Below are 20,772 nucleotides of genomic sequence, written 5' to 3'. Positions count from 1 at the left end.
CTCGCACGGGTGCTCGGGGATGGGTAGCGTTGGTCCGGGGCGAAGTGCCTGCCTGCCGGGGCGCTGGTGGTAACCAGTATTACCGGTGGTGATGGTTGAATGCCCATGGAGAGTTTACGGCTCTTGCGAGGAGGGTCTGATGGAGCTGTCGCTGGCGACGCGCACCGTGGGGGAGTTCGCGGTGGTCGTGGTCGGCGGTGAGGTGGATGTCTACACCGCCCCGCAGCTCCGGGAAAGCCTGTTCGAGTTGGTCGATGCCGGGGTCGAGCACATCGTGGTTGACCTGGGTCGAGTCGACTTCCTCGACTCCACCGGGCTCGGCGTGCTGGTGGGTGTCCTCAAACGGCTGCGGACCGCCGGTGGCTCCCTCGCGCTGGTCTGCGACCGGGAGCCACTGTTGAAGATCTTCCGGATCACTGCGCTTGACCAGGTATTCCCGCTGTATCCGACGGTTGACGCGGCGACCGGCGCGTGATGGCCGTGGTCCGTCTCTCCTTCTCGCCCGCGCCGGTGCACGTTCGTACGGCGCGGCTGGTTGGTGTCGCCGTGGCGCGGCGCGCGGGGGTCCGGCAGGGTCTGCTGGACGAGGTACGACTGGCGATCGGTGAGGCGTGCACCCGGGCGGTGGCGCTGCATCAGCAGCACAACCTGCCTGACCCGGTGCGGGTGGAGATGTCCGATGACGGGACGTATGCCGTCCGGGTGGTGGACCGGGCGCCGATCGAGGCCGGCGCCGATCTTGCGGCGTTGCCGCCCTACGAACTGGCCCGGGAGTCACTCAGCGAGGACGCGTTGACCACCGGCGTTGGCTTCGCGTTGCTCGCTGGCTTCGTCGATGATCTCCTGGTACGTCCGGCCGACGGGGGCGTCGGCACCGAGGTGCAGATGGTGTGGCCGCTCGACCACTGAGCGCGCCCGACTCCACCCCGACTCCATTCCGACCTCTGCCGGGACAACCCCGCCCTGGGCGCGGGTCGGTTGTCGTCTTGATCCCGATCGGCGCTTCGCTATATCAGAGTTTTCCTCATAACACAGCGACAAAGATCATTCCGACACGATGACCACCACGTGTGACCTCTGACACTGCGGAGGGCTACAGTACCCGGGTTGTCAGCAAGTGAACCCTTCCGCAGCCAGCGGGAACGGTGCTCCATCGCTGGTCCGCTCGGTGGGTTGGCGCGTGCTTGCGACACCGCATCCAGGCGCCGACCCTGCGTCTCCACGGTCGGCGCGAGCGTTCGGTACAGGAGGACACAGATGTCCGACACCTTGGCCGCCGAGGGCGGCGGGATCTCCCTCACCGGGAGCAATGTCACGTACGTGGTTCTCGCCGCCGTGATCGCGGCCGTGGCGCTGGCTTTCGCCGCTGCGCTGACGCGGACCGTGCTGGCCGCCGGCAGGGGCACCACCAACATGCAGGAAATCTCGGGTGCGGTGCAGGAGGGCGCCTCGGCGTACCTGTTCCGGCAGTTCCGTACCCTGGCGATCTTCGTGGTCGTCGCCGTGCTTTTGCTCTTCCTGCTGCCGGTACACGAGACCGACGGCAGCGAGACCGCGGTGAAGATCGGCCGGTCGGCCTTCTTCGTCATCGGCGCACTCTTCAGCGCGTTCATCGGGGGAGCCGGCATGTGGCTGGCGACCCGGGCCAACCTGCGGGTCGCCGCCGCAGCCCGGGAACGTGCGGGTGGCCGGGAGGCCGCCATGCGGATCGCGTTCCGCACCGGCGGCGTCGTCGGCTTCCTCACCGTCGGCCTCGGTCTCCTCGGCGCGGCGCTGGTCGTCCTCTTCTACCGGAGCGACGCCCCGACCGTGCTGGAAGGCTTCGGCTTCGGTGCCGCGCTGCTCGCCATGTTCATGCGGGTCGGTGGCGGCATCTTCACCAAGGCCGCCGATGTCGGCGCTGACCTGGTCGGCAAGGTGGAGCAGGGAATCCCCGAGGACGATCCCCGCAACGCCGCCACCATCGCCGACAACGTGGGCGACAACGTGGGCGACTGCGCCGGCATGGCCGCCGACCTGTTCGAGTCGTACGCGGTGACCCTGGTCGCCGCGCTGATCCTCGGCCGGGCCGCCTTCGGTGAGCAGGGGCTGGTCTTCCCGCTGATCGTCTCCGGCATCGGTGTGATCGTCGCGATCATCGGTGTCTTCATCACCCGGCTGCGCACCTCGGACCGCTCCGGTCTGACCGCTATCAACCGGTCCTTCTACGCCTCCGCGCTCATCTCCGCGGTACTGGTTGCCGTCGCCGCCTGGACGTACCTGCCGGCCAGCTTCGCCGAGTTGACGCAGGGGCTGGCCGACGTTGACCAGAACCCGCGCGTGGTGGCCATCGGCGCGGTCGTCATCGGTATCGTGCTGGCCGCCGCGATCCAGGCGCTGACCGGCTACTTCACCGAGACCGACCGCCGCCCGGTGCAGGATATCGGCCGCAGCTCACAGACCGGCCCGGCCACCGTCATCCTCGCCGGCATCGGTGTTGGTCTGGAGTCCGCGGTCTACTCGGCGCTGCTGATCGGGGCGGGCGTCTTCGGCGCCTTCCTGCTCGGCGGCAGCTCCATCACGCTGTCGCTGTTCGCGGTCGCGTTGGCCGGTACCGGCCTGCTCACCACGGTCGGCGTCATCGTCGCGATGGACACCTTCGGTCCGATCTCCGACAACGCCCAGGGCGTGGCGGAGATGTCCGGCGACATCGATGCGGACGGTGCCCGCACGCTGACCGAGCTGGACGCGGTCGGTAACACCACCAAGGCGATCACCAAGGGCATCGCGATCGCCACCGCGGTACTGGCCGCGACCGCGCTCTTCGGCTCGTACACCGACACGCTGCGCATCGCGTACGCCGACGCGGGCATCACCGATGTCGGCGGCGAGATCCTCAACTCGCTGAACGTGGCGAACCCGCGGAACCTGGTCGGTCTCATCATCGGCGCCGCGGTGGTCTTCCTCTTCTCCGGGTTGGCCATCAACGCCGTGTCCCGCTCCGCGGGGGCGGTGGTCATGGAGGTTCGCCGGCAGTTCCGGGAACTGCCCGGGATCATGGACCGTACCCAGCGCCCCGAGTACGGCAAGGTCGTCGACATCTGCACCCGGGACGCACAGCGGGAGCTGATGACCCCCGGGCTGCTGGCGATCATGGCGCCGATCGCGGTCGGCTTCGGGCTCGGGCCGGGCGCGCTCGCGTCGTACCTGGCCGGGGCGATCGGTGCCGGCACCCTGATGGCCGTCTTCCTGGCCAACTCCGGTGGTGCCTGGGACAACAGCAAGAAGATGGTCGAGGATGGCGCGTACGGCGGCAAGGGCTCCGAGGCGCACTCCGCGACTGTTATCGGCGACACCGTCGGCGACCCCTTCAAGGACACCGCCGGCCCGGCGATCAACCCGCTGCTCAAGGTGATGAACCTGGTCTCGCTGCTGATCGCGCCGGCCGTGGTGGCCTGGAGCGTGGGCGACGACCGCAACACCGGGCTGCGGATCTCGATCGCCGTGGTCGCGACCCTGATCATCGTGGCCGCCGTACTGTTCAGCAAGCGTCAGGGTGTGTCGATGTCTGATCCCGGCGCGGGCACGGGCAGCGCGGAACAACGTCCGGAGGCGGTCCGGGCCTGATCTGTGCACACACCGCACCGCACCCGCCGCCTTCCCGGCCCGCGTCGGGAGGGCGGCGGGTGCGGATGCCCGGCGAACCTGACCGCTGTACGGGGCGGCGCGACACCGTACGCTGCAACGCATGCGTGTGTGCCGGGCGGCAGCCGGAAGGCTGGCGGCAATGCTGGCTGCGGTTGTCCTGATCACCGGGTGCGGTGGTGAGCCGAGTCCCGGGGCGTGGGCGACCTCGGTCTGCTCCGCCCTGACCCCCTGGCGAGCCGAGATCAGAAAGCTCACCAGTAGCACCGACCAGCAGATGACTGCCCAGACCAGTCCGGCTCAGGCCAAGGAGAACCTCGTGCGGCTCTTCGACGGGGCGGCGCGGGCCAGCGAGACGGCGCGGCGCCGGGTGGAGCAGGCCGGCGTGCCCGATGCGGAGCAGGGCGCCGAGGTGTCCGTGCGGTTCCGCACGTCGCTGGCGCAGATGCGGGACGCCTACTCCAAGGCCAGGGACTCCATCGACAGCCTCAGCACGAGCCAGTCCGCCGCCTTCTACGACGGGGTGCGGGAAGCGGTCCAGACCCTGAACCAGGAGTACGAGGCCAGCGCGGTGGACGCCAGTAGCCTGAATTCGGAGGAGCTGAGACGCGCCTTCGCCGAGGTCCCCGAGTGCCGTTGACCGGGCCGGTCGACGGGGAGTCGGTGCCGGGGCTCTTCCCGGCGCCCGAGCTGGCCCCGCCCGCCACCCGGGGCCGCACCGATCGGGCAGCGCGTCGGGGTGTGGCCGCCGCCCGAGCTGACGACGCGGGTCGTCAGCTCGCCTTCTTTGGTGCCGAGGCCGCTGAACCCGCCGTCGCCGATCTGGCCGGCCTGCTCGCCGGACCTGCCGAGGGGTCGGTAATGGGGGGAACCGCCCGCCTGGCCGTGGTGGTTGACGATGCCTGGCGGGTGCACGTGCTGGTCGCCGAGTTGGCGGCGCGACGCCTCCCCACGAGCTGGGCAGCGGCGGGCGGTGGACGGCATACCGTGCGGACGGCGTACACGAGGGTGCTGAAGCCGCTCGTGGCGGCGTGGCTGCGCGGCCCGGCGAAGCATCCGCCCGACGCCTTCCACCTGGATGGGCGAGGGCTGCGGCTGTGGTTCGTCGCGGCGGGTTCGGTGGCGGACTCCGATGTCCTGCTCCGCCTTGGGCCGGCCGCCCACCAGCGGGTGGGGACGGCGCTGGCTGCGGTGGGGTTGCCCGCCGTGCCGGAACCGGGCCCGGACGGCCTGGCCTACCGGATCACCGGACGCCGACCGCTGAACCGCTTCGCCGAACTGGTCGGCGACCCACCCCCGACCGTGCCCCGGGTGGCCTGGCCGTACCGCGGTTGAGCGGCGGCCCTCGAGCTGCGGCGTCGGGGTGGGTGGCGCGGCAGCTCCGCCGACGGCGGCCTGCCCCGACCGGGTTCGTTGGGTCCCGTTCGTCACGGGAAGCGGTGGTCAGGCCTACGGGCAGTGTACGGTGACGCCGAGTCGGGTCCCTCCGGTGTTTGTCGCCCACGAAACCGGAATCCCGGACGACGCGTTACGTTGGACATCCGGACTGTTGGGGCACCGGCGGGGTCAAAATACGCTCCGTACCGGACACCACGGCGGTCGCGATGCGGAAGTGAGGTCGGAGAGAGACGTGCCGAGCAATGCTGGAACCACCCGTCTGGTCATCGTCGAGTCTCCGGCGAAGGCCAAGACGATCTCGGGCTACCTCGGCCCGGGGTACGTCGTGGAGGCCAGTTTCGGGCACGTCCGCGACCTGCCGCGGAACGCCGCCGATGTGCCGGCGAAGTACAAGGGCGAGGCGTGGGCCCGGCTCGGCGTCGATGTCGACAACGGCTTCCACGCCCTCTACGTCGTCTCGTCCGACCGCCGGCAGCAGATCAGCAAGTTGACCAAGCTGGCTCGGGAGGTTGACGAGATCCTCCTGGCAACGGATGAGGACCGGGAAGGCGAGGCGATCGCCTGGCACCTGGTGGAGACACTCAAGCCCAAGGTTCCGGTCAAGCGGATGGTCTTCCACGAGATCACCAAAGCGGCGATCCGAGCCGCCGTGGCGAATCCGCGTGAGATCGACCGCGATCTGGTTGACGCCCAGGAGGCCCGCCGCATCCTCGACCGGTTGTACGGCTACGAGGTGTCCCCGGTGCTGTGGAAGAAGGTCATGCCGAAGCTCTCGGCGGGCCGGGTGCAGTCGGTGGCGACCCGCATCGTGGTCGAGCGGGAGCGGCAGCGGATGGCGTTCCGCAGCGCCGAGTACTGGGACATCCTCGCCACGCTCGCCGCCGAGGAGCCCGGTGCGGGTCCCCGCACCTTCAACGCCACCCTGGTCGCGCTCAACGGTGACCGGATCGCCACCGGTAAGGACTTCGAGCCGACCACCGGGCGGGTCCGTCCGGGCGCCGGTGTGGTGCACCTCGACGAGGGTGGGGCCCAGGGGCTGGCCGCCCGGCTGGCGGATCGGCCGTTCACGGTCACCCGGGTCGAGGAGAAGCCGTACCGTCGCCGCCCGTACGCGCCGTTCATCACCTCGACGCTGCAGCAGGAGTCGGCGCGCAAGCTGCGTTTCTCCTCCCAGCAGACGATGCGCACCGCGCAGCGGCTCTATGAGAACGGCTACATCACCTATATGCGTACCGACTCGGTGAATCTGTCGGAGACCGCCATCGCCGCGGCCCGCCAGCAGATCGTCGAGCTGTACGGGGAACGTAGCGTTCCGCCGGAGCCGCGCCGCTACACCGGCAAGGTGAAGAACGCGCAGGAGGCGCATGAGGCGATCCGCCCCGCGGGCGACACCTTCCGCACCCCTGGTGAGCTGCGTAACGAGCTGTCGGTTGAGGAGTACAAGCTCTACGAGCTGATCTGGCGGCGCACCGTCGCCTCCCAGATGACCGACGCCGTGGGCTCGAGCGTCTCGGTGCGCATCCGTGCCGTGACAGCGGCCGGTGAGGAGGCGGACTTCGGCGCCACCGGTAAGACCATCACCGACCCGGGCTTCCTCCGTGCCTACGTGGAGTCCAGCGACGACGAGAACGCCGAGGCAGAGGATGCCGAGCGACGCCTGCCGACGCTGGTGAAGGACCAGCCGCTCACCGGTGAGCAGCTCGCCGCGCAGGGGCACCACACCCAGCCGCCCGCCCGTTACACCGAGGCGTCCCTGGTAAAGGCGCTGGAGGAGCTGGGCATCGGCCGCCCCTCCACCTACGCGTCGATCATGCAGACCATCCAGGACCGGGGCTATGTCGTCAAGCGTGGCCAGGCGATGATCCCGTCGTTCCTGGCCTTCGCCGTGGTCGGGCTGATGGAGCGGCACTACCCGCGCCTGATCGACTATGGCTTTACCGCCAGCATGGAGAACGAGCTGGACGAGATCGCCGGTGGCGACCACGCGGCGGTGGACTTCCTCACCGCGTTCTACTTCGGCATCACCAACGGCGCCGGTGACCAGGACATTGCCCGCTCCGGTGGGCTGAAGAAGCTGGTCACCGAGAACCTGAGTGAGATCGACGCGCGGAGCGTCAACTCGATTCCGCTCTTCGACGACGACCAGGGCCGGCCGGTCGTCGTCCGGGTGGGCCGCTACGGGCCGTACCTGCAGCGGGAGCTACCCGGGGAGGTGGTCGCCGCCGACGGTGAGGAGGGCGGTGGTCCGGGCGACCGGGCTCCGATTCCGGAGGGGCTGGCCCCGGATGAGCTGACCCCGGAGAAGGTGCACGAGCTCTTCCTCGGTGGCGGTGGTGAGCGCAAGCTCGGGGAGGACCCGGCCACCGGAGAGCCGATTCTGCTCAAGTCCGGCCGGTTCGGCCCCTACGTGGCCAGCGGGGAACGCAAGTCGTCCCTGCTGCGTTCCCAGTCGCCAGACGCCCTCACCCTCGACGAGGCGCTGCGGCTGCTGAGCCTGCCGCGGCTGGTCGGCGTTGACCCGGAGGGCAACGAGGTCTTCACGAACAACGGCCGCTACGGCCCGTACGTGAAGCGGGGCGAGGAGTTCCGGTCGCTGGAGTCCGAAGAGCAGATGTTCACGGTCACGTTGGACGAGGCGCTGGCACTGCTGGCGGCCCCGAAGACCCGGCAACGTCGGGCTCCCGCACCTCCGCTGCGGGAGTTGGGTGCCGACCCGTTGACCGAGAAGCCGCTGGTCATCAAGGACGGCAGGTTCGGACCGTACGTGACCGACGGGGAGACCAACGCGTCGTTGCGGCGGGGGCAGACGCCGGAGGCGTTGAGCCTGGAGCAGGCGTCGGAGATGCTTGCTGAGAAGCGGGCGAAGGGCCCGGCACCGCGGAAGAAGGCGGCCAAGAAGGCCGCGCCGGCCAAGAAGGCGACGCCGGTCAAGAAGACCACGGCTAAGAAGACGACGACGACGAAGAAGACCGCCGCGGCGACCAAGGCGACGAAGAAGACGGCGACGGCGAAGAGCGCCGCGGCGAAGCCGAAGCGGGCGGGCAGCGCGGCCGAGTGACGCACCCACCGTCCCGCCGTCAGCCGAGGCGGCGGGACGGGCGCCGGGGTCGTGGTCAACCGAGGCGGGCCGGGCCGGGGTCGCGGTCAACCGAGATGGCGGGACGGGCCGGGTGCGGTCAGCCGAGGACGCGGGACAGGTGTTCGCTGGCGAACACCCGGTGCGGGTCGAGTCGATCCCGGACGGCCTGGAAGCTGTCCCACCTGGGATAGGCGGGGGCCAGCGAAGCCGCGTCGCGCCAGTGCAGCTTGCCCCAGTGTGGCCGGCCGCCAAGCCCTTCGGCCAGCTCTTCGACGGCGCGGAAGTACGGCTCGTACGGCATCCCCACGTATTGGTGGACGGCGAGGTACGCGGAGTCCCGGCCGTAGCCGTGTGAGAGCCAGACATCGTCGGCGGCGCTGAACCGGATCTCGACCGGGAAGAGGACTTTGACCGGCAGCCGGTCCACGATGCGGCGAAGGTCGGCCAGGGCCGGGGCGAGGGCCTCCCGGGGCAGCGCGTACTCCATCTCGACGAAGCGGACCCGACGTGGGCTACAGAAGACCGCGTCGGAGGGGCCGGTGTAGCGGCGTTCGGTGAGCACCCGCGCGGCGACGGAGCTGATGCTGGGGGCGAGTGCTGGTACCGCCCGGCCGAGCCGGCAGGCCCCGGCGAGAACCGTGTTGGAGAGGAACTCGTCGTTGAGCCAGCGGTGCCAGTGCGGCAGCGGACGGTCGTTGATGGGCACCCGGTCGTTGCTTTTGACCTGGGCCCGATCGGTGTAGGGGAACCAGTAGAACTCGACATGGTCGTGTCGCTCTACCAGCTCGGGCAACTCGGCCAGCACTCCGGCCAGCGGCGCGGGCCGCTCGTGGGCGTGCAACACGAACGCGTCCACACAGCTCAGGGTGACGTCGACCAGGACACCGAGTGCGCCGAGCGAGACCCGGGCGGCGGCGAAGACCTCCGGGTGCTCGTCGGCGGAGCAGTGCAGCACCTCGCCGAGGCCGGTGACCAGGGTGAGGGCGGTGACGAAGGTGGACAGGCAGCCGTGTTGGGCGCCGGTACCGTGGGTGCCGGTCGAGATCGCGCCGGCCACGGTCTGCGCGTCGATGTCACCGAGGTTGGGCAGGGCCAGGCCGTATCCGGCGAGCAGCCGGTTGAGGGTTCGTAGCGTGGTGCCGGCGGGTACCGTGACCAGCCGGCGATCGAGGTCGACCCGCACCTCGTCGGCCAGGCCCGTCAGCTCGATCCGATGACCGTCGGTCCGGGCGACCGGGGTGAAGGAGTGGCCACTGCCGACCGGGCGGATCCGCTTCCCATCTGCTACGGCGGCCCGCACCGCAGCCGCGATCTCGGCGCTGGAGGTGGGGCGTAGCACGCTGGTGGCGGTGTCACGTTGATTGCCGGCCCAGTTGGACCAAGTGCTTGTGGAGCTTGCGGCAGCAACCATGGACGCTCCTCAAAGTGAATATGAAGTGACTTCATATCAGGAACGTTGTGCCTGGTAAATACCGCAATCGAGTTCCGCTCGTTGTACCGGTAGTCACGAACTCGTGACGTGTAGATATGTTCTTCCGTCGAAGGGGGGTGGCGAGTGTCCACACCAGCCGCCACGACCGGGCCGCTGCGCCGCGTACCGGTGCAGGGTCGAAGTGTCGCTCGGGTCCAGCGAATGCTGGACGCCTGTGCGGAGCTCGTCGACGAGGTGGGGTACGAGGGGCTGACCACGACGCTGCTCGCCGAGCGCGCCGAGGTGGCGATTGGGTCGGTCTATCAGTTCTTCCCGGACAAGCGGGCGATTGTGCAGGCGTTGACCCTGCGCACGATGGAGTCCTATCTCCAGCGGCTCGACGAGAGGTTCGCCTCGAACGACCTGACCCACTGGTGGGATGGGGTTGACGCGGCGATCGACGAGTACATCACGATGCACCGCACCGTACCCGGGTTCCGTACCCTGCACTTCGGCGACGTGGTCGACCTGCACCTGCTCGATGAGCAGCGGGACAACAACGGGGTGATCGCGGATCAACTTGCCCGTGTCCTCACCGAGCGCTTCGGACTCACCGACGTCCCGGAGCTCCAGTTTCATCTCGAGATCGCGGTCGAGGGTGCTGACGCGCTCATCAAGCTGGCGTTCCGCCGGCGGCAGGAGGGCGATGACCGGGTGCTCGTCGAGGCGAAGGCGTTGATTCGGGAGTACCTGTACCGCCAGGTTGACGCTCGGGGGGGCGTGGACCGGCCGGTGGAGGTCGCCCAGCCAGCCTGATCGGCGTCCATCCGCCCGGACCGTCGATAGCCGGTCCGGGCGGCGGGCCCCGTCCCCCGGCATCGGTGGTGCGGCCCTCAGAGGAAGGCCCACCCCTCACCGCGGTACGTGGCGGCGGCCGTCCCGACGGTCTCCGACTCCACCAGGTGGAGCTCATTGACGTGCTCGGCGAGCTCGCCGGCCTTGGCGTGCCGGAACCAGACCCGGTCGCCGATCCGAAGCGCGTCGGCGGCCCGGCCGGTCAGCGGAGTCTGCACCTCGCCGGCGCCCTCCGCGCCGACCAACCGGAGGCCGGCCGGGAGGACCGGGCGGGGGAGGCGACTGCGTTCGGCTGGCCCGGAGGCGATCCAGCCACCGCCGAGCACGGTGGCGTAGCCGGGCGCTGGTCGGCGGGCCACCGCGCAGGCGAAGAAGGCGGCGGGGGTCGGGCGCCAGGCCCGGTAGGTGTCGAAGAGCGTCGGTCCGTACAGTCCGGAGCCCGCGGCGACCTCGGTGACCGCGGGGTCGGCGCTGGTGGCGGCCAGGCTGCCGGTGCCGCCACCGTTGACGAACTCCAGTTCGGCATGCTCGCGGACCGCCGCCACCGCCGCACTCCGGCGGGCCAGCAACTCCCGGTACGACCCGCGCTGAACCAGCCGGATCGCCGCGCCGAGCAGCGCCCGCCCCGGCGGTGCGTCGCCCATCCCGGCGATCTGCGCCTCGTACGCCATCAGCCCGACCAGCCGGAATCCCGGTCGGTCGGCGACGGCGGCGGCGAGTGTGCCGGCCGCCCGTGGATCATGCACTGGCGAGCGGCGTACCCCGAGGTGCAGCCGCCCGCCCAGCGGTCGCCAGGAGGCGTCCAGGTCCAGGCAGACCCGCAGCTCGGGCCGGCGACCCGGGGCGCGGATGGCGTCCACCAGATCGAGCTGGGCGGGATCGTCGATCATCAGGGTCACCGCGGCGGCGAGCGCCGGATCACCGGCCAGTTCGGCGAGCGCGGCCCGGTCGGTCGCGGGGTACGCCACCACCACGTCGTCGGTGACCCCGCAGCGGACCAGCCAGAGCGCCTCGGCGAGGGTGAACGCCAGCACCCCGGCCCAGCCGGGGGTGGCCAGGGCCCGGGAGATCAGCGTCCGGCAGCGTACCGACTTGCTGGCCAGACGGACCGGCTTACCGCGGGCGCGCTCGGCGAGGGCGGCGGCGTTGGCGTCGAACGCCCGGAGGTCAACCACCGCGTACGGCGGGTCGAGGTGGATGGTGGCGCGGTCGAGTCGGGCGCGCAGTTCCGCGGTGTCGGGGGGCACGTGGTGCACGCTAGCCGTACCGGGGTCGATGCCCAAGCACCTCGCTCGGGCGGGGGCTGCGGGCGTGGACACCCCCGCCTAGGCTCGGCGAGCAGGGGAATGTCACAGCGGGATGCCATCGGGCCGGGGCTAGAGTGTTGCACCGAGACCGCCCAGTAACGGGTCGCCACGTGGAGGTACGGCCATCAAAAGCCAGCAGAACGGCGAGTCGGCCGACGGCTCGTCACCCGCCGCGTCCGGACCGGCGGGCCCGTCCGGGACCGCGGCGCCGGCCAGCCAGCCCGACCACTCGGGCTATGCCGCGATCCGCTCAGTCCTGCGCATCCGCCCGTTCCGGCGGCTCTGGATCGTGCTCGGCGCTGCCTCGTTCGGTGACTGGTTCGGCCTGCTCGCCACCTCCGTCTTCGCCGCCTCCCAGGTGGAGGGGAGCACCGCCAAGGGCGCGGCGTTCGGCACGGTCATCGCGATCCGGCTGCTGCCGGCGCTGGTCCTCGGGCCGATCGCCGGCGTCTTCGCCGACCGGTTCGACCGCCGCTGGACGATGGTCATCTGCGACTTGCTGCGGTTCCTGCTCTTCGCTTCGATCCCGCTGGTCGCGGTCTTGGGGGCGAGCGGCGCGGTGGTGGTCGGGTGGGCCACGATCGCCACGTTCCTGATCGAGTCGATCACCCTGCTCTGGATTCCGGCCAAGGAGGCCGCGGTCCCGAACCTGATCCCGCGGGCCCGGCTCGAGGCGGCCAACCAGCTCACGCTGATCACCACGTATGGCCTCACCCCGGTCGTCGCGGCGATCGTCCTCGCCGCGCTGGACGGCGTGGTCCGGGCCGCCACTGGTGGCGCTGCCCCGGACTGGGCCGAGCCGGCCCAGCTCGCGCTCTGGTTCAACGCGCTCTCCCGGCTCGCCACCGCCGTGGTGGTCGCGTTCGGTATCCGGGAGATCAGCCAGGGCCCCGCCGCCGAGCGGGACCAGACCGAGCAGAGCATGCTGCGCCAGTTCAAGGATGGCTGGCGGTTCATCGGCGAGACCCCGCTGGTCCGGGGTCTGGTGCTGGGCATCTTCGGCGCCTTCGCCGGCGGTGGCATCGTGATCGGCACAGCCCGCTTCTTCGCCAACTCGCTCGGTGCTGGTGACGCCGCCTTCTACCTGCTGTTCGGGGCTATCTTCATCGGCCTGTCGATCGGCATCGGGCTCGGTCCGATGATCGTCAAGGAGATGTCCCGGCGGCGCTGGTTCGGCATGAGCATCGTGCTCGCCAGCGCCGCGGTGATGACCCTGGCCTTCGCCATCCACCTCTCCATGGCGATGATCGGTGCGGTCCTGGTCGGCGCGGGTGCCGGCATGGCCTTCCTCGCCGGCACGACGCTGCTCGGTGGCGAGATCGCCGACGAGGTGCGGGGGCGGGTCTTCGCGGTGGTGCAGATCGGTACCCGGCTGGTGTTGATCCTGGCCATCGCGTTGAGCAGCCTGCTCGCCGGGGTTGGTGGCTCCCGCCGCTTCGAGATCGCCAACCTGGGGGTCTCGATCTCGTCCACCCGGCTGCTGCTGCTCGCGGCGGGGTTGGCGGGCATCTTCGCTGGAGTCAGCGCGTTCGGGCAGATGGACGACAAGAAGGGCGTTCCCGTCCTGGCCGACCTGTGGGGTTCGATGCGCGGGCGACCGCTGACGCCGGCCGAGCCGTTCGCCTCCGCCGGGCTGTTCGTGGTCTTTGAGGGGGGCGAGGGAGCCGGCAAGTCCACCCAGCTCGCTCTGCTCGCCGCGCGGCTGCGGGACCAGGGACGGGACGTGGTGGTCACCCGCGAGCCCGGCGCCACCGGAGTCGGCGAGCGAATCCGGTCCCTGCTGCTCGGCCAGCCGGGCTCCGAGGTGCCCTCCCCCCGCGCCGAAGCGCTGCTCTACGCCGCCGACCGGGCCCACCACGTGGCCACCGTGGTGCGGCCGGCGCTGCTCCGGGGCGCCGTCGTGGCGAGCGACCGCTACATCGACTCATCCCTGGCCTACCAGGGCGCGGGGCGGACGCTCCCCGTTGACGAGGTCTCCTGGCTCTCCTCCTGGGCCACCGGCGGGCTCCGGCCCGACCTGGTGGTCCTCCTGGACATTGATCCGAGTGCCGGGCTGTCCCGGGTGGCTGCCCGGAGCGGGGCCCCCGACCACCTGGAGGCCGAGTCGGTCAGCTTCCACGAACGGGTCCGGTTCGCGTTCCTCGACCTCGCCGCCGCCGACCCGAAGCGCTACCTGGTGCTGGACGCCGCCCGGCCCACCGACGAGATCGCCGACGAGGTGGCTCGGCGGGTCGCCGAGCTGATCGGCGCCCAGGCCGGCGGCCCGAACCCGCCGGCGGCGAGTGGGCCGACGGCGAATAGGCCCGCGGCGAATAGGCCCGCGGCGAGTAGGCCCGCGGCGAGTAGGCCGAACCCGCCAGCGGGGAGCGGGCCGGACACCGCGGTCCACTCCGAGTTATCCGACCCGAAGCTGGTGACGATGGAGCGTCGGAGCTGATGCCAGACGTCTTCGCCGACCTGGTCGGCCAGGACGAGGCGGTGGACGTGCTGCGGCGGGCCGCAGCCGATGCCGCCGCCGGGCTCCGTGCCGGGCGGCCCGACCTGGCGACGGAGCGCGAACCGGGGGCGGGGATGACGCACGCCTGGATCTTCACCGGGCCGCCCGGGTCGGGCCGGTCGGTCGCCGCGCGAGCCTTCGCCGCCGCCCTCCAGTGCGGGGATGGCAACGGATGCGGCATCTGCCCCGGCTGCCACACCACGATGGCCGGCACCCACGCCGATGTCCGGCTGGTGGTGCCGGAGGGGCTCTCCATCGGCGTCAACGAGATGCGCGCCCTGGTGCTTCGCGCCGCCAGCACCCCCTCCGGCGGGCGGTGGCAGGTGGTGGTCATCGAGGACGCGGACCGTCTCACCGAGGCCGCCGGCAACGCCCTGTTGAAGGCGGTGGAGGAGCCGCCCCCGCGAACGGTCTTCCTGCTCTGCGCGCCGTCCATCCACCCCGACGACATCTCGGTGACCATCCGGTCGCGCTGTCGGGTCGTACCCCTGCGGCAGCCCGCGCCGGCGGCGGTCGCCGAGGTGCTCGTTCGGCGTGACGGCGTCGAGCCCGACGTGGCGAGCTGGGCGGCCGCCGCGGCCCAGGGGCACGTCGGGCGGGCTCGGCGGCTGGCCCGTGACCCGCAGGCGCGTACCCGTCGGGAAGCGGTGCTCGCGGTGCCCCGTCAGCTCACCGGGGTGGGTGCGGCGATCGATGCTGCCGCCGCACTGATCGGAGCCGCCGAGGCGGAGGCCGCGGCGTTGGTGGCGGACACCGATGCGGCCGAACGGGCCGCGTTGGAGACGGCCCTCGGCGCGGGCGGCACCGGCCGGCGAGCGGCCAGCGCGTTTCGGGGCGCCGCCGGGCAGGTCAAGGAGCTGGAGCGGCGGCAGAAGTCCCGGGCCACCCGGGCGCAGCGGGACGCCCTGGACCGGGCGCTGGTGGACCTCGCCGGCTTCTACCGGGACGCGCTCACGATGGCGCTGGGTGCCCCGGTCGAACCGGTACACACCGACACCGCCGCGGTCGCCGAGGCGGGGGCACGCAAGTGGGACGCCGACGGCACACTGCGTCGCCTGGAGGCGGTCCTGGCCTGCCGGGCTGCGATCGAGGCGAACGTCAAGCCCCGGATCGCCGTCGAGGCGATGATGCTCGCCCTCTGGAAGGGCTGACCAGACCGCCTCCTACTCCTTTGGGGGATGGCGGTCAGTGGTCGCGGTGGCAGGGCGCCGGGCAGCTTCCGCGGCATCGACACGCTCCACTTCGGTGCGGTACGGTCCGGTGTGTCATGGTGACGCGGGGGCGACGCTGAGTGATGCCAGTGCGGGAGGACGCCGATGCCGCCGGGGGAGATCGACGAAGCCTGGATCGAGGAAGCGGTTCGGCGCTACCGCCGGATCGAGTCCCTGCAGGCCGAGTTCGACCAGGCGGTGACGACAGTCGAGGTCACGGTCCGCTCGCCGGACGGGCTGGTCGAGGTGGTGGTCACCGCGGCGGGGCAGATCACCGATGTGCGGTTCCTCCGCACATTGCAGAACCGCCAACCCCGCGACGTTGCCGGGTCCGTGCAGGCGGCGGTGGCCGCTGCAGCCGACGCCGCCCAGTGGGCGCGGGAAAAGCTGCACAATGAGACCTTCACCGCCTACCGCCCGCTCACGGGGGCTTGAATGGAGGCGTTGCGCTCCCTCGCCATCCGGCTGGAGGCGGCGAGCGAGAGCCTGACCAGCCTCTCCCACGCTGCGCCGGCCACTGATCCGCCGGGAGTCGCCTTCGGCGGCGATGCGGTGGGGCGCCCCGGCGCGGTGGGTCGGGCCCTGCACCGACAGTGGACGGCCGCCACCGGTGACCGCGCCCGCGAGGCTCACCTGGCCGCCCAGCGGCTGGCCGCGGTGGCAGCCGCCGTGCGGTCCGCTGCCGACAACTACGCCGAGACCGACCAGGACGCGCGTTGGCAGTTCGTGGGGGAGACGTGATGGACCCACTGGACCGACTCGCCGAGCCCGGCCTGGACCTGCTGCGTCGGGTCGACACCCTGCTCGCCGCCGGTGCCCCGGAGGGGCACCGGGTCTGGCCGCTGCTGCGCCGCATGCAGGTGCTTCCCGGTGCGGCTGTCCGGAGCTTCCTGGAGCTACCCGCCGTGGCCTTCTCCGACGCCGGTCGGTCGGTGCGTCAGCTGGTCCGGGGGTATGACGAGGTCTGCGCCGCGCTCACCGAACCGGTGCTCTGGTCCGGCACCGCCGCGACCGCCTTCGGGGAGTACCGAGCGGCGCTGCTGAGCCACCTCGACGAGGGGCCGGAGAGCCTGGTGGGGCGGTTGGAGTCAACCGCCGGCTACGCCGACGCCCTCGCCGACTGGATCGAGGGCAGCCGGCGTACGCTCGCCCGGACCCTGGCCGGCGTGTTGGGCTCGGCCGAGGCGGTGGCGGTGGTCGTCGCGACGTCGGCACCCTCCGCGGCCTCGGCGCAGCTCGCGGTATCGGTGCCACATCCGGCAGCGGAGGTCGAGGCGGCCGAGATCGCCGCGCGGGTGCTGGCGGTGCTCTCCGCCGCCTACGACGGGGTGGAGACACTCCTGCGGCAGTGGGGGCCCAGCCTGGCCGAATCCCCCTGGCGGACGCCGGTCGTCGGAACGCCCCGCTACGACACCCCGACCCACGTCGGTTGGTGAGCACCGTGTGTCGGCCCAGAGCAGCGGCCCAGGACGGGCCCGACAGCGACGTAGGGTGAGGGTATGGGCATGCTCTGCGCGGTCAGCTTCCACCGGTACGGGCGCCTCTACTACCTCGATCCAGGCGAGTTTCGGCCCCAGGTCGGCGACAAGGTGCTGGTCCCCACCGATGAGGGGCCCGAGGTAGCCGAGTGCGTCTGGGCCGCCCAGTGGACCTCCGACGACACTGCGGGATTCCCCCGCCTGGCCGGGCTGGCCCAACCGGAGGATCTGCGCCGCGACGAGCTGCTGCGCCGGCGCAGAGCCGAGGCGAAGGTCGCGGCGAAACGCCTGATCCGGGAGCACGATCTGCCGATGAAAGTGGTCGCCGTGGACCACGTACGCGGTGCGACGGAGGGCGGCGAGCGAAGCACGATCTACTTCACCGCCCCGCACCGGGTCGACTTCCGGTCGCTGGTCCGGGATCTCGGCGCGACCCTGCGCTGCCGGGTCGAGCTGCGTCAGCTCTCCGCCCGCGACTCGGCCCGGGTGCAGGGCGGCATCGGCTCCTGCGGGCGGGACCTGTGCTGCGCCACCTTCCTCACCGACTTCGAGCCGGTGACCATTCGGATGGCCAAGGACCAGGATCTGCCCCTCAACCCGCTGCGCATCTCCGGCGCGTGCGGTCGGCTGATGTGCTGCCTCAAGTTCGAGCATCCGCTGTACTCCGACAGCGGCGCCTACCCCGGCTCGGGTCAGCGAGTCGAGACAGCAGCGGGCACAGCGAAGGTCGTGTCCCGGCATCCACCCAGCGAGACGGTCACCGTCCGGCAGATCGCCGACGGATCCACCCGACGGTGCGCGCTCTCCGACGTCTGCGGATCGCGCCAGGCGTATGAGGCTCGCGACCGCGGCTGACCGCGACCGCACCTGTGACCGCGACCGCACCTGTGACCACGACCGGCCCGGGAGCGGCGGCCGGTGGCTCAGCGTAGAACCACCGGGGGCTCGGCCAGGCGGGGCTCCAGCGGGGTCCGCGGGACCAGCCACGACGATTCGGCCGACTGGTCGGGGTTGACCTGCCAGTGGCGGCTTACCCGATCCACCCCGATCGGGTAGATCGTCAATGTCCCGTCCGGAGCGATGCGCATGCGGACGAAACCCTTCGCGTCTTCGATCCCCTGCCCGGCGAAGAGCTCGTTGGCGTTGACCCCGAAGGTGCTGGCGACCAGGAGGTACCCCGCCACCAGTTGGCTGGCCGCCAGCCCGCCCACCGAGCCGAAGAAGATGGCTGCGGCGATCACCGACAGCGGCCACGGCCAGTCGTGGAACGGCAGCGCCAGCCACGCCCAGGTGCCGGCGGCCGCCAATCCCAGGTGGGCCAGGCCGTGCCCCAGGCCAAGTAGCCAGTGCCGGAGCCGTCGCTGCACGGCACCGGGTGCCTCGGCGAAAAGGACCGTCGCGGTCAGGGTCACCAGCAGCATCGCCACCAACGGAACGCTGAACAGCCGTAGCTGGGTGCCGTTGTGGTTGGTGAAGACGCCGACCATCGACAGGATCAGCAGCGTGTACAGGGCGCCGAGCAGCGTGGCGAAGCCCCGGTTGCGCCATGGCAGCCGTGGGAAGATCCCCCAGGCGTACCGCCGGGACTGCGCCGCGTCCGGGTAGCATCCCGCCAGCTCGTAGTCGCACGGGGCGCTCGCCCGCCGCGCCCGCGTCTCCTTCGGCGGGACCTGAATGCGCTGCGGCAACAGGTGTGTCGGATAGAGGTACGCGCCGCCGCCACCACAGGTGATCAGCTGACGGTCCGGCCCCACGTAACGGGCGTAGTGGTGGTGGTCGCCGGAGATGAGCAGGCGTACCTGGGCCCCGGTCGGCGCGACGATGGTGCGAATGAAGTAGTCGATCGAGTCGTACGCCGAGGGGTCTTTCATGGTGGCCTTGGTCCAGGTCGGCATCGGGACGGTCAGGATCACCCGGCTCTGCGGTCCCAGCCGCTCCGCCACCGAGTCGAAGTAGCTGAGCTGCGGGTCGTCCAGGTATGAGCCGGACTGGTCATCCAGGCCGAACAACCACCAGTCCGCCGGCAACTCCACCGCGAAGTACGACCGGGTCTGCGCGGTGTTCCAGCCGCCGAAGTGCCGGTCCCGGGACCGGACGAAGAGGCGCAGGAACGCGGTGAGGCCGTCGTACCAGTCGTGGTTGCCGGGGATCGCGAAGAGCCTCGGCTGCTCGGGTGGAGTGACCGGCAGTGCCGCCTGGTACGGGCCCTTGCACCGGTCCTCATACGTGTCGAAGGCCGCCGACGGGTAGACCTGATCACCCCCCATCACCAGCACCTGCGCCCGGGGCAGTCGGTGCCCGTCCACCGTCAGCTCCCGCTGGGCCAGCAGGTACGCCACCGAGTACGTGGCGTTGAAGCCGTCACCAAGGTCGGCGACGTAGTCCAGCCAGAGCCCACCGTCCGGCCCGACCTGCCGGGTCACCGTCGTGTCGAAGGTGTGCTGTAGCTCCCGTTTGTCCAGGTAGGCGCCGAATAGCAGCGCGAGCAGTGTCCGGATGCCGGTGCTGATCAGCAGGAGCGGCGCCAGCCACGGCACCGGCTTGCGTGGTGTGAAGCCCAGCTCGAGCGGGTCGGTGCTGCGGGGGCGGTGCGCCGGCTCGCCGCCGGCCGCCTCGCTGGCGTGCGGGCCACTCGGTGGTGGCCCGGGCCGTCGGGCTGCCGGCCCAGGACCAGCGGCCCGGTGGCCCGGGCCCGTCTCGCCCTGGTCACCGTTGCCGTCCGACCCGTGCGGAGTGGGATGCTGGCCCGGGAAGCCAGCAGCATGGTCGTCCGTCATCTGCGCAGCGTAGTGCGGTCGGCGCGGCGGCGCTGTCTGGAGAACGTCGGTTTCGGTGGTCCGGATCGGGAAGGTGTCGCGCTCGGCCGCGCGGTCGCGGTGGGGGATCCCGATCGGCGGGTCCGGCCGGGTGGCGTACACTTGCTGATCGTTGCCGCCTTAGCTCAGTCGGCTAGAGCGACGCACTCGTAATGCGTAGGTCGACGGTTCGATTCCGTCAGGCGGCTCAGAGAGAGGCCCTGACCAGCAGGTTCGCTGGTCAGGGCCTCATTTTCATCGATGCGGTTTTGAATCGCCCCCCGAAAACCCCCCACAAACGCCTACCGGCGATTAGGTTCCGCGCACCTGCCAGCGGGGGTGCAGGGTCTACTTGGCCCGGCGCTTCCCACGATCTTGATGCGTAGGGCCAGTTGTCTCCGGACCTGCCCCAAGCTGTTCGAGAATGTCGGAGCTGTCCGGGGCGAGGGCGGGCTTGACGATGTAGTGCTTGTTGGTGACCTGCTCGGTGGCGTGTCCGAGCTGGGCGGCGGCGCTTTTGGCGTCGGCCTCCTTGTCGATCAGGGTGGCGACGGTCTTGCGGAAGGTGTGCGGGGTGACCCATTCGAGGCCGGCGTCGGCGCGGGCTTGACGCCACTGGCGGCGCACGTTCTGCGGTGACAGCCAGGTGCCGCGCCGGGAGGCGAAGATCGCGTCGTGGGGATTGTCGGGGGCGTTGAGTTTGCGATCCATGAGCATCCCAACCGCGAACCGAGGCAGGACGACCGTTCGGAAACCGGCGTCGGTCTTCGTCCACTCCTGCCGGAAGAAGCCCTTGCCCTTGAGGTAGACGATCGTGCCGCAGATGGTGAGCGTCGGGCGTTCAGCGGCAAGATCGAGATCCTCCCAGCGCAGCGCAAGAATTTCGCCGATGCGGGCGCCAGTGGCGAGCATGAGGTCGACGATGTCGGCCAGGTCGCCGGTCGGCCGAGGTCCCGACTTGCCGGGGGCGGGTTGCTGCCACCTCCGGATCGCCTCACGAACCACGTTCAGTTGCTTCACCTCTAGTGTCCTGAGTCGTTAGTTCGGCCGCAGTATGTGGCGAGGCTGTTGAGGATCTCGTCTGCGGTTCTGGTCCAGACGAACGGTTTCGGTTCGG

At 70.8% G+C, this 20,772-nt stretch carries 16 protein-coding genes, 1 tRNA gene and 1 pseudogene; 14 read left to right on the top strand and 4 right to left on the bottom strand.

The window, feature by feature from the left end:
- Positions 1 to 139: 139 nt before the first annotated feature.
- The 6 genes from K228_RS0119055 (at position 140) to topA (ending at position 8,080) form a co-directional block, all read left to right on the top strand.
- Positions 140 to 475 (top strand): STAS domain-containing protein, encoded by a 336-nt coding sequence (locus tag K228_RS0119055; RefSeq protein ID WP_025619874.1) that lies wholly within the window; start codon positions 140 to 142, stop codon positions 473 to 475.
- Entirely contained in the window at positions 475 to 909 is a 435-nt protein-coding gene (locus K228_RS0119050) for an ATP-binding protein (protein ID WP_025619873.1), read from the top strand. Before K228_RS0119055 ends, K228_RS0119050 begins: the two co-directional genes overlap by 1 nt.
- A 348-nt stretch (positions 910 to 1,257) precedes the next feature.
- Complete coding sequence (locus K228_RS0119045) at positions 1,258 to 3,606, top strand: sodium-translocating pyrophosphatase (RefSeq protein WP_025619872.1); 2,349 nt, start codon at positions 1,258 to 1,260, stop codon at positions 3,604 to 3,606.
- 121 nt (positions 3,607 to 3,727) lie between these two features.
- Positions 3,728 to 4,264: a hypothetical protein gene (locus K228_RS0119040; RefSeq protein WP_025619871.1), complete on the top strand. Its 537-nt coding sequence runs from the start codon at positions 3,728 to 3,730 to the stop codon at positions 4,262 to 4,264.
- Positions 4,255 to 4,959, top strand: coding sequence for a hypothetical protein (locus K228_RS0119035; RefSeq protein ID WP_025619870.1), 705 nt, complete (start codon positions 4,255 to 4,257; stop codon positions 4,957 to 4,959). The genes K228_RS0119040 and K228_RS0119035 overlap by 10 nt, the downstream gene beginning before the upstream one ends.
- 295 nt (positions 4,960 to 5,254) lie before the next feature.
- Complete coding sequence (gene topA, locus K228_RS0119030) at positions 5,255 to 8,080, top strand: type I DNA topoisomerase (RefSeq protein WP_025619869.1); 2,826 nt, start codon at positions 5,255 to 5,257, stop codon at positions 8,078 to 8,080.
- 118 nt (positions 8,081 to 8,198) lie between these two features.
- Here topA and K228_RS0119025 read toward each other — a convergent pair whose 3' ends face one another.
- On the bottom strand, positions 8,199 to 9,512 hold the full coding sequence (locus K228_RS0119025) for a D-arabinono-1,4-lactone oxidase (RefSeq protein ID WP_025619868.1): 1,314 nt from the start codon (positions 9,510 to 9,512) through the stop codon (positions 8,199 to 8,201).
- 222 nt (positions 9,513 to 9,734) lie between these two features.
- On the opposite strand from K228_RS0119025, the gene K228_RS0119020 reads away from it, so the two are divergent.
- Positions 9,735 to 10,328: a TetR/AcrR family transcriptional regulator gene (locus K228_RS0119020; protein WP_025619867.1), complete on the top strand. Its 594-nt coding sequence runs from the start codon at positions 9,735 to 9,737 to the stop codon at positions 10,326 to 10,328.
- Positions 10,329 to 10,405: 77 nt separating this feature from the next.
- Here K228_RS0119020 and K228_RS0119015 read toward each other — a convergent pair whose 3' ends face one another.
- Positions 10,406 to 11,623: an amino acid deaminase/aldolase gene (locus tag K228_RS0119015; RefSeq protein WP_029723764.1), complete on the bottom strand. Its 1,218-nt coding sequence runs from the start codon at positions 11,621 to 11,623 to the stop codon at positions 10,406 to 10,408.
- Positions 11,624 to 11,963: 340 nt separating this feature from the next.
- Here K228_RS0119015 and tmk point away from each other — a divergent pair, with 340 nt between their 5' ends.
- From tmk to K228_RS0118985, 6 genes are all read left to right on the top strand, one after another.
- Positions 11,964 to 14,111 carry a dTMP kinase gene (tmk, locus tag K228_RS0119010; RefSeq protein ID WP_025619865.1) on the top strand — a complete coding sequence of 716 codons (2,148 nt, stop codon included), beginning with the start codon at positions 11,964 to 11,966 and terminating at the stop codon, positions 14,109 to 14,111.
- On the top strand, positions 14,111 to 15,322 hold the full coding sequence (locus tag K228_RS0119005; protein WP_025619864.1) for a DNA polymerase III subunit delta': 1,212 nt from the start codon (positions 14,111 to 14,113) through the stop codon (positions 15,320 to 15,322). The genes tmk and K228_RS0119005 overlap by 1 nt, the downstream gene beginning before the upstream one ends.
- A gap of 165 nt (positions 15,323 to 15,487) precedes the next feature.
- Complete coding sequence (locus K228_RS0119000) at positions 15,488 to 15,817, top strand: YbaB/EbfC family nucleoid-associated protein (protein ID WP_025619863.1); 330 nt, start codon at positions 15,488 to 15,490, stop codon at positions 15,815 to 15,817.
- Complete coding sequence (locus tag K228_RS0118995) at positions 15,818 to 16,123, top strand: hypothetical protein (protein ID WP_025619862.1); 306 nt, start codon at positions 15,818 to 15,820, stop codon at positions 16,121 to 16,123.
- Positions 16,123 to 16,818 carry a hypothetical protein gene (locus K228_RS0118990; protein ID WP_025619861.1) on the top strand — a complete coding sequence of 232 codons (696 nt, stop codon included), beginning with the start codon at positions 16,123 to 16,125 and terminating at the stop codon, positions 16,816 to 16,818. Before K228_RS0118995 ends, K228_RS0118990 begins: the two co-directional genes overlap by 1 nt.
- Before the next feature lie 63 nt (positions 16,819 to 16,881).
- The gene (locus K228_RS0118985; RefSeq protein WP_025619860.1) at positions 16,882 to 17,715 is read left to right on the top strand and encodes a PSP1 domain-containing protein; all 834 of its coding nucleotides are present in this window, start codon (positions 16,882 to 16,884) and stop codon (positions 17,713 to 17,715) included.
- A 68-nt stretch (positions 17,716 to 17,783) separates the two neighbouring features.
- On the opposite strand, the gene K228_RS0118980 is transcribed toward K228_RS0118985, so the two are convergent.
- Positions 17,784 to 19,637, bottom strand: a complete 1,854-nt coding sequence (locus tag K228_RS0118980) for a metallophosphoesterase family protein (RefSeq protein ID WP_025619859.1) — start codon at positions 19,635 to 19,637, stop codon at positions 17,784 to 17,786.
- 153 nt (positions 19,638 to 19,790) lie between these two features.
- Here K228_RS0118980 and K228_RS0118975 point away from each other — a divergent pair.
- Positions 19,791 to 19,864 (top strand) — tRNA-Thr (locus K228_RS0118975).
- A gap of 139 nt (positions 19,865 to 20,003) precedes the next feature.
- Here K228_RS0118975 and K228_RS0118970 read toward each other — a convergent pair.
- A pseudogene (locus K228_RS0118970) lies at positions 20,004 to 20,681 on the bottom strand (site-specific integrase); the annotation flags it as partial.
- Positions 20,682 to 20,772 lie beyond the last annotated feature (91 nt).

This window comes from Salinispora cortesiana, assembly GCF_000484695.1.
GTDB classification, from domain to species: domain Bacteria; phylum Actinomycetota; class Actinomycetes; order Mycobacteriales; family Micromonosporaceae; genus Micromonospora; species Micromonospora cortesiana.
Note: the sequence above shows the minus strand (reverse complement) of the source record. Positions and strands in the feature narration are given on the sequence as shown.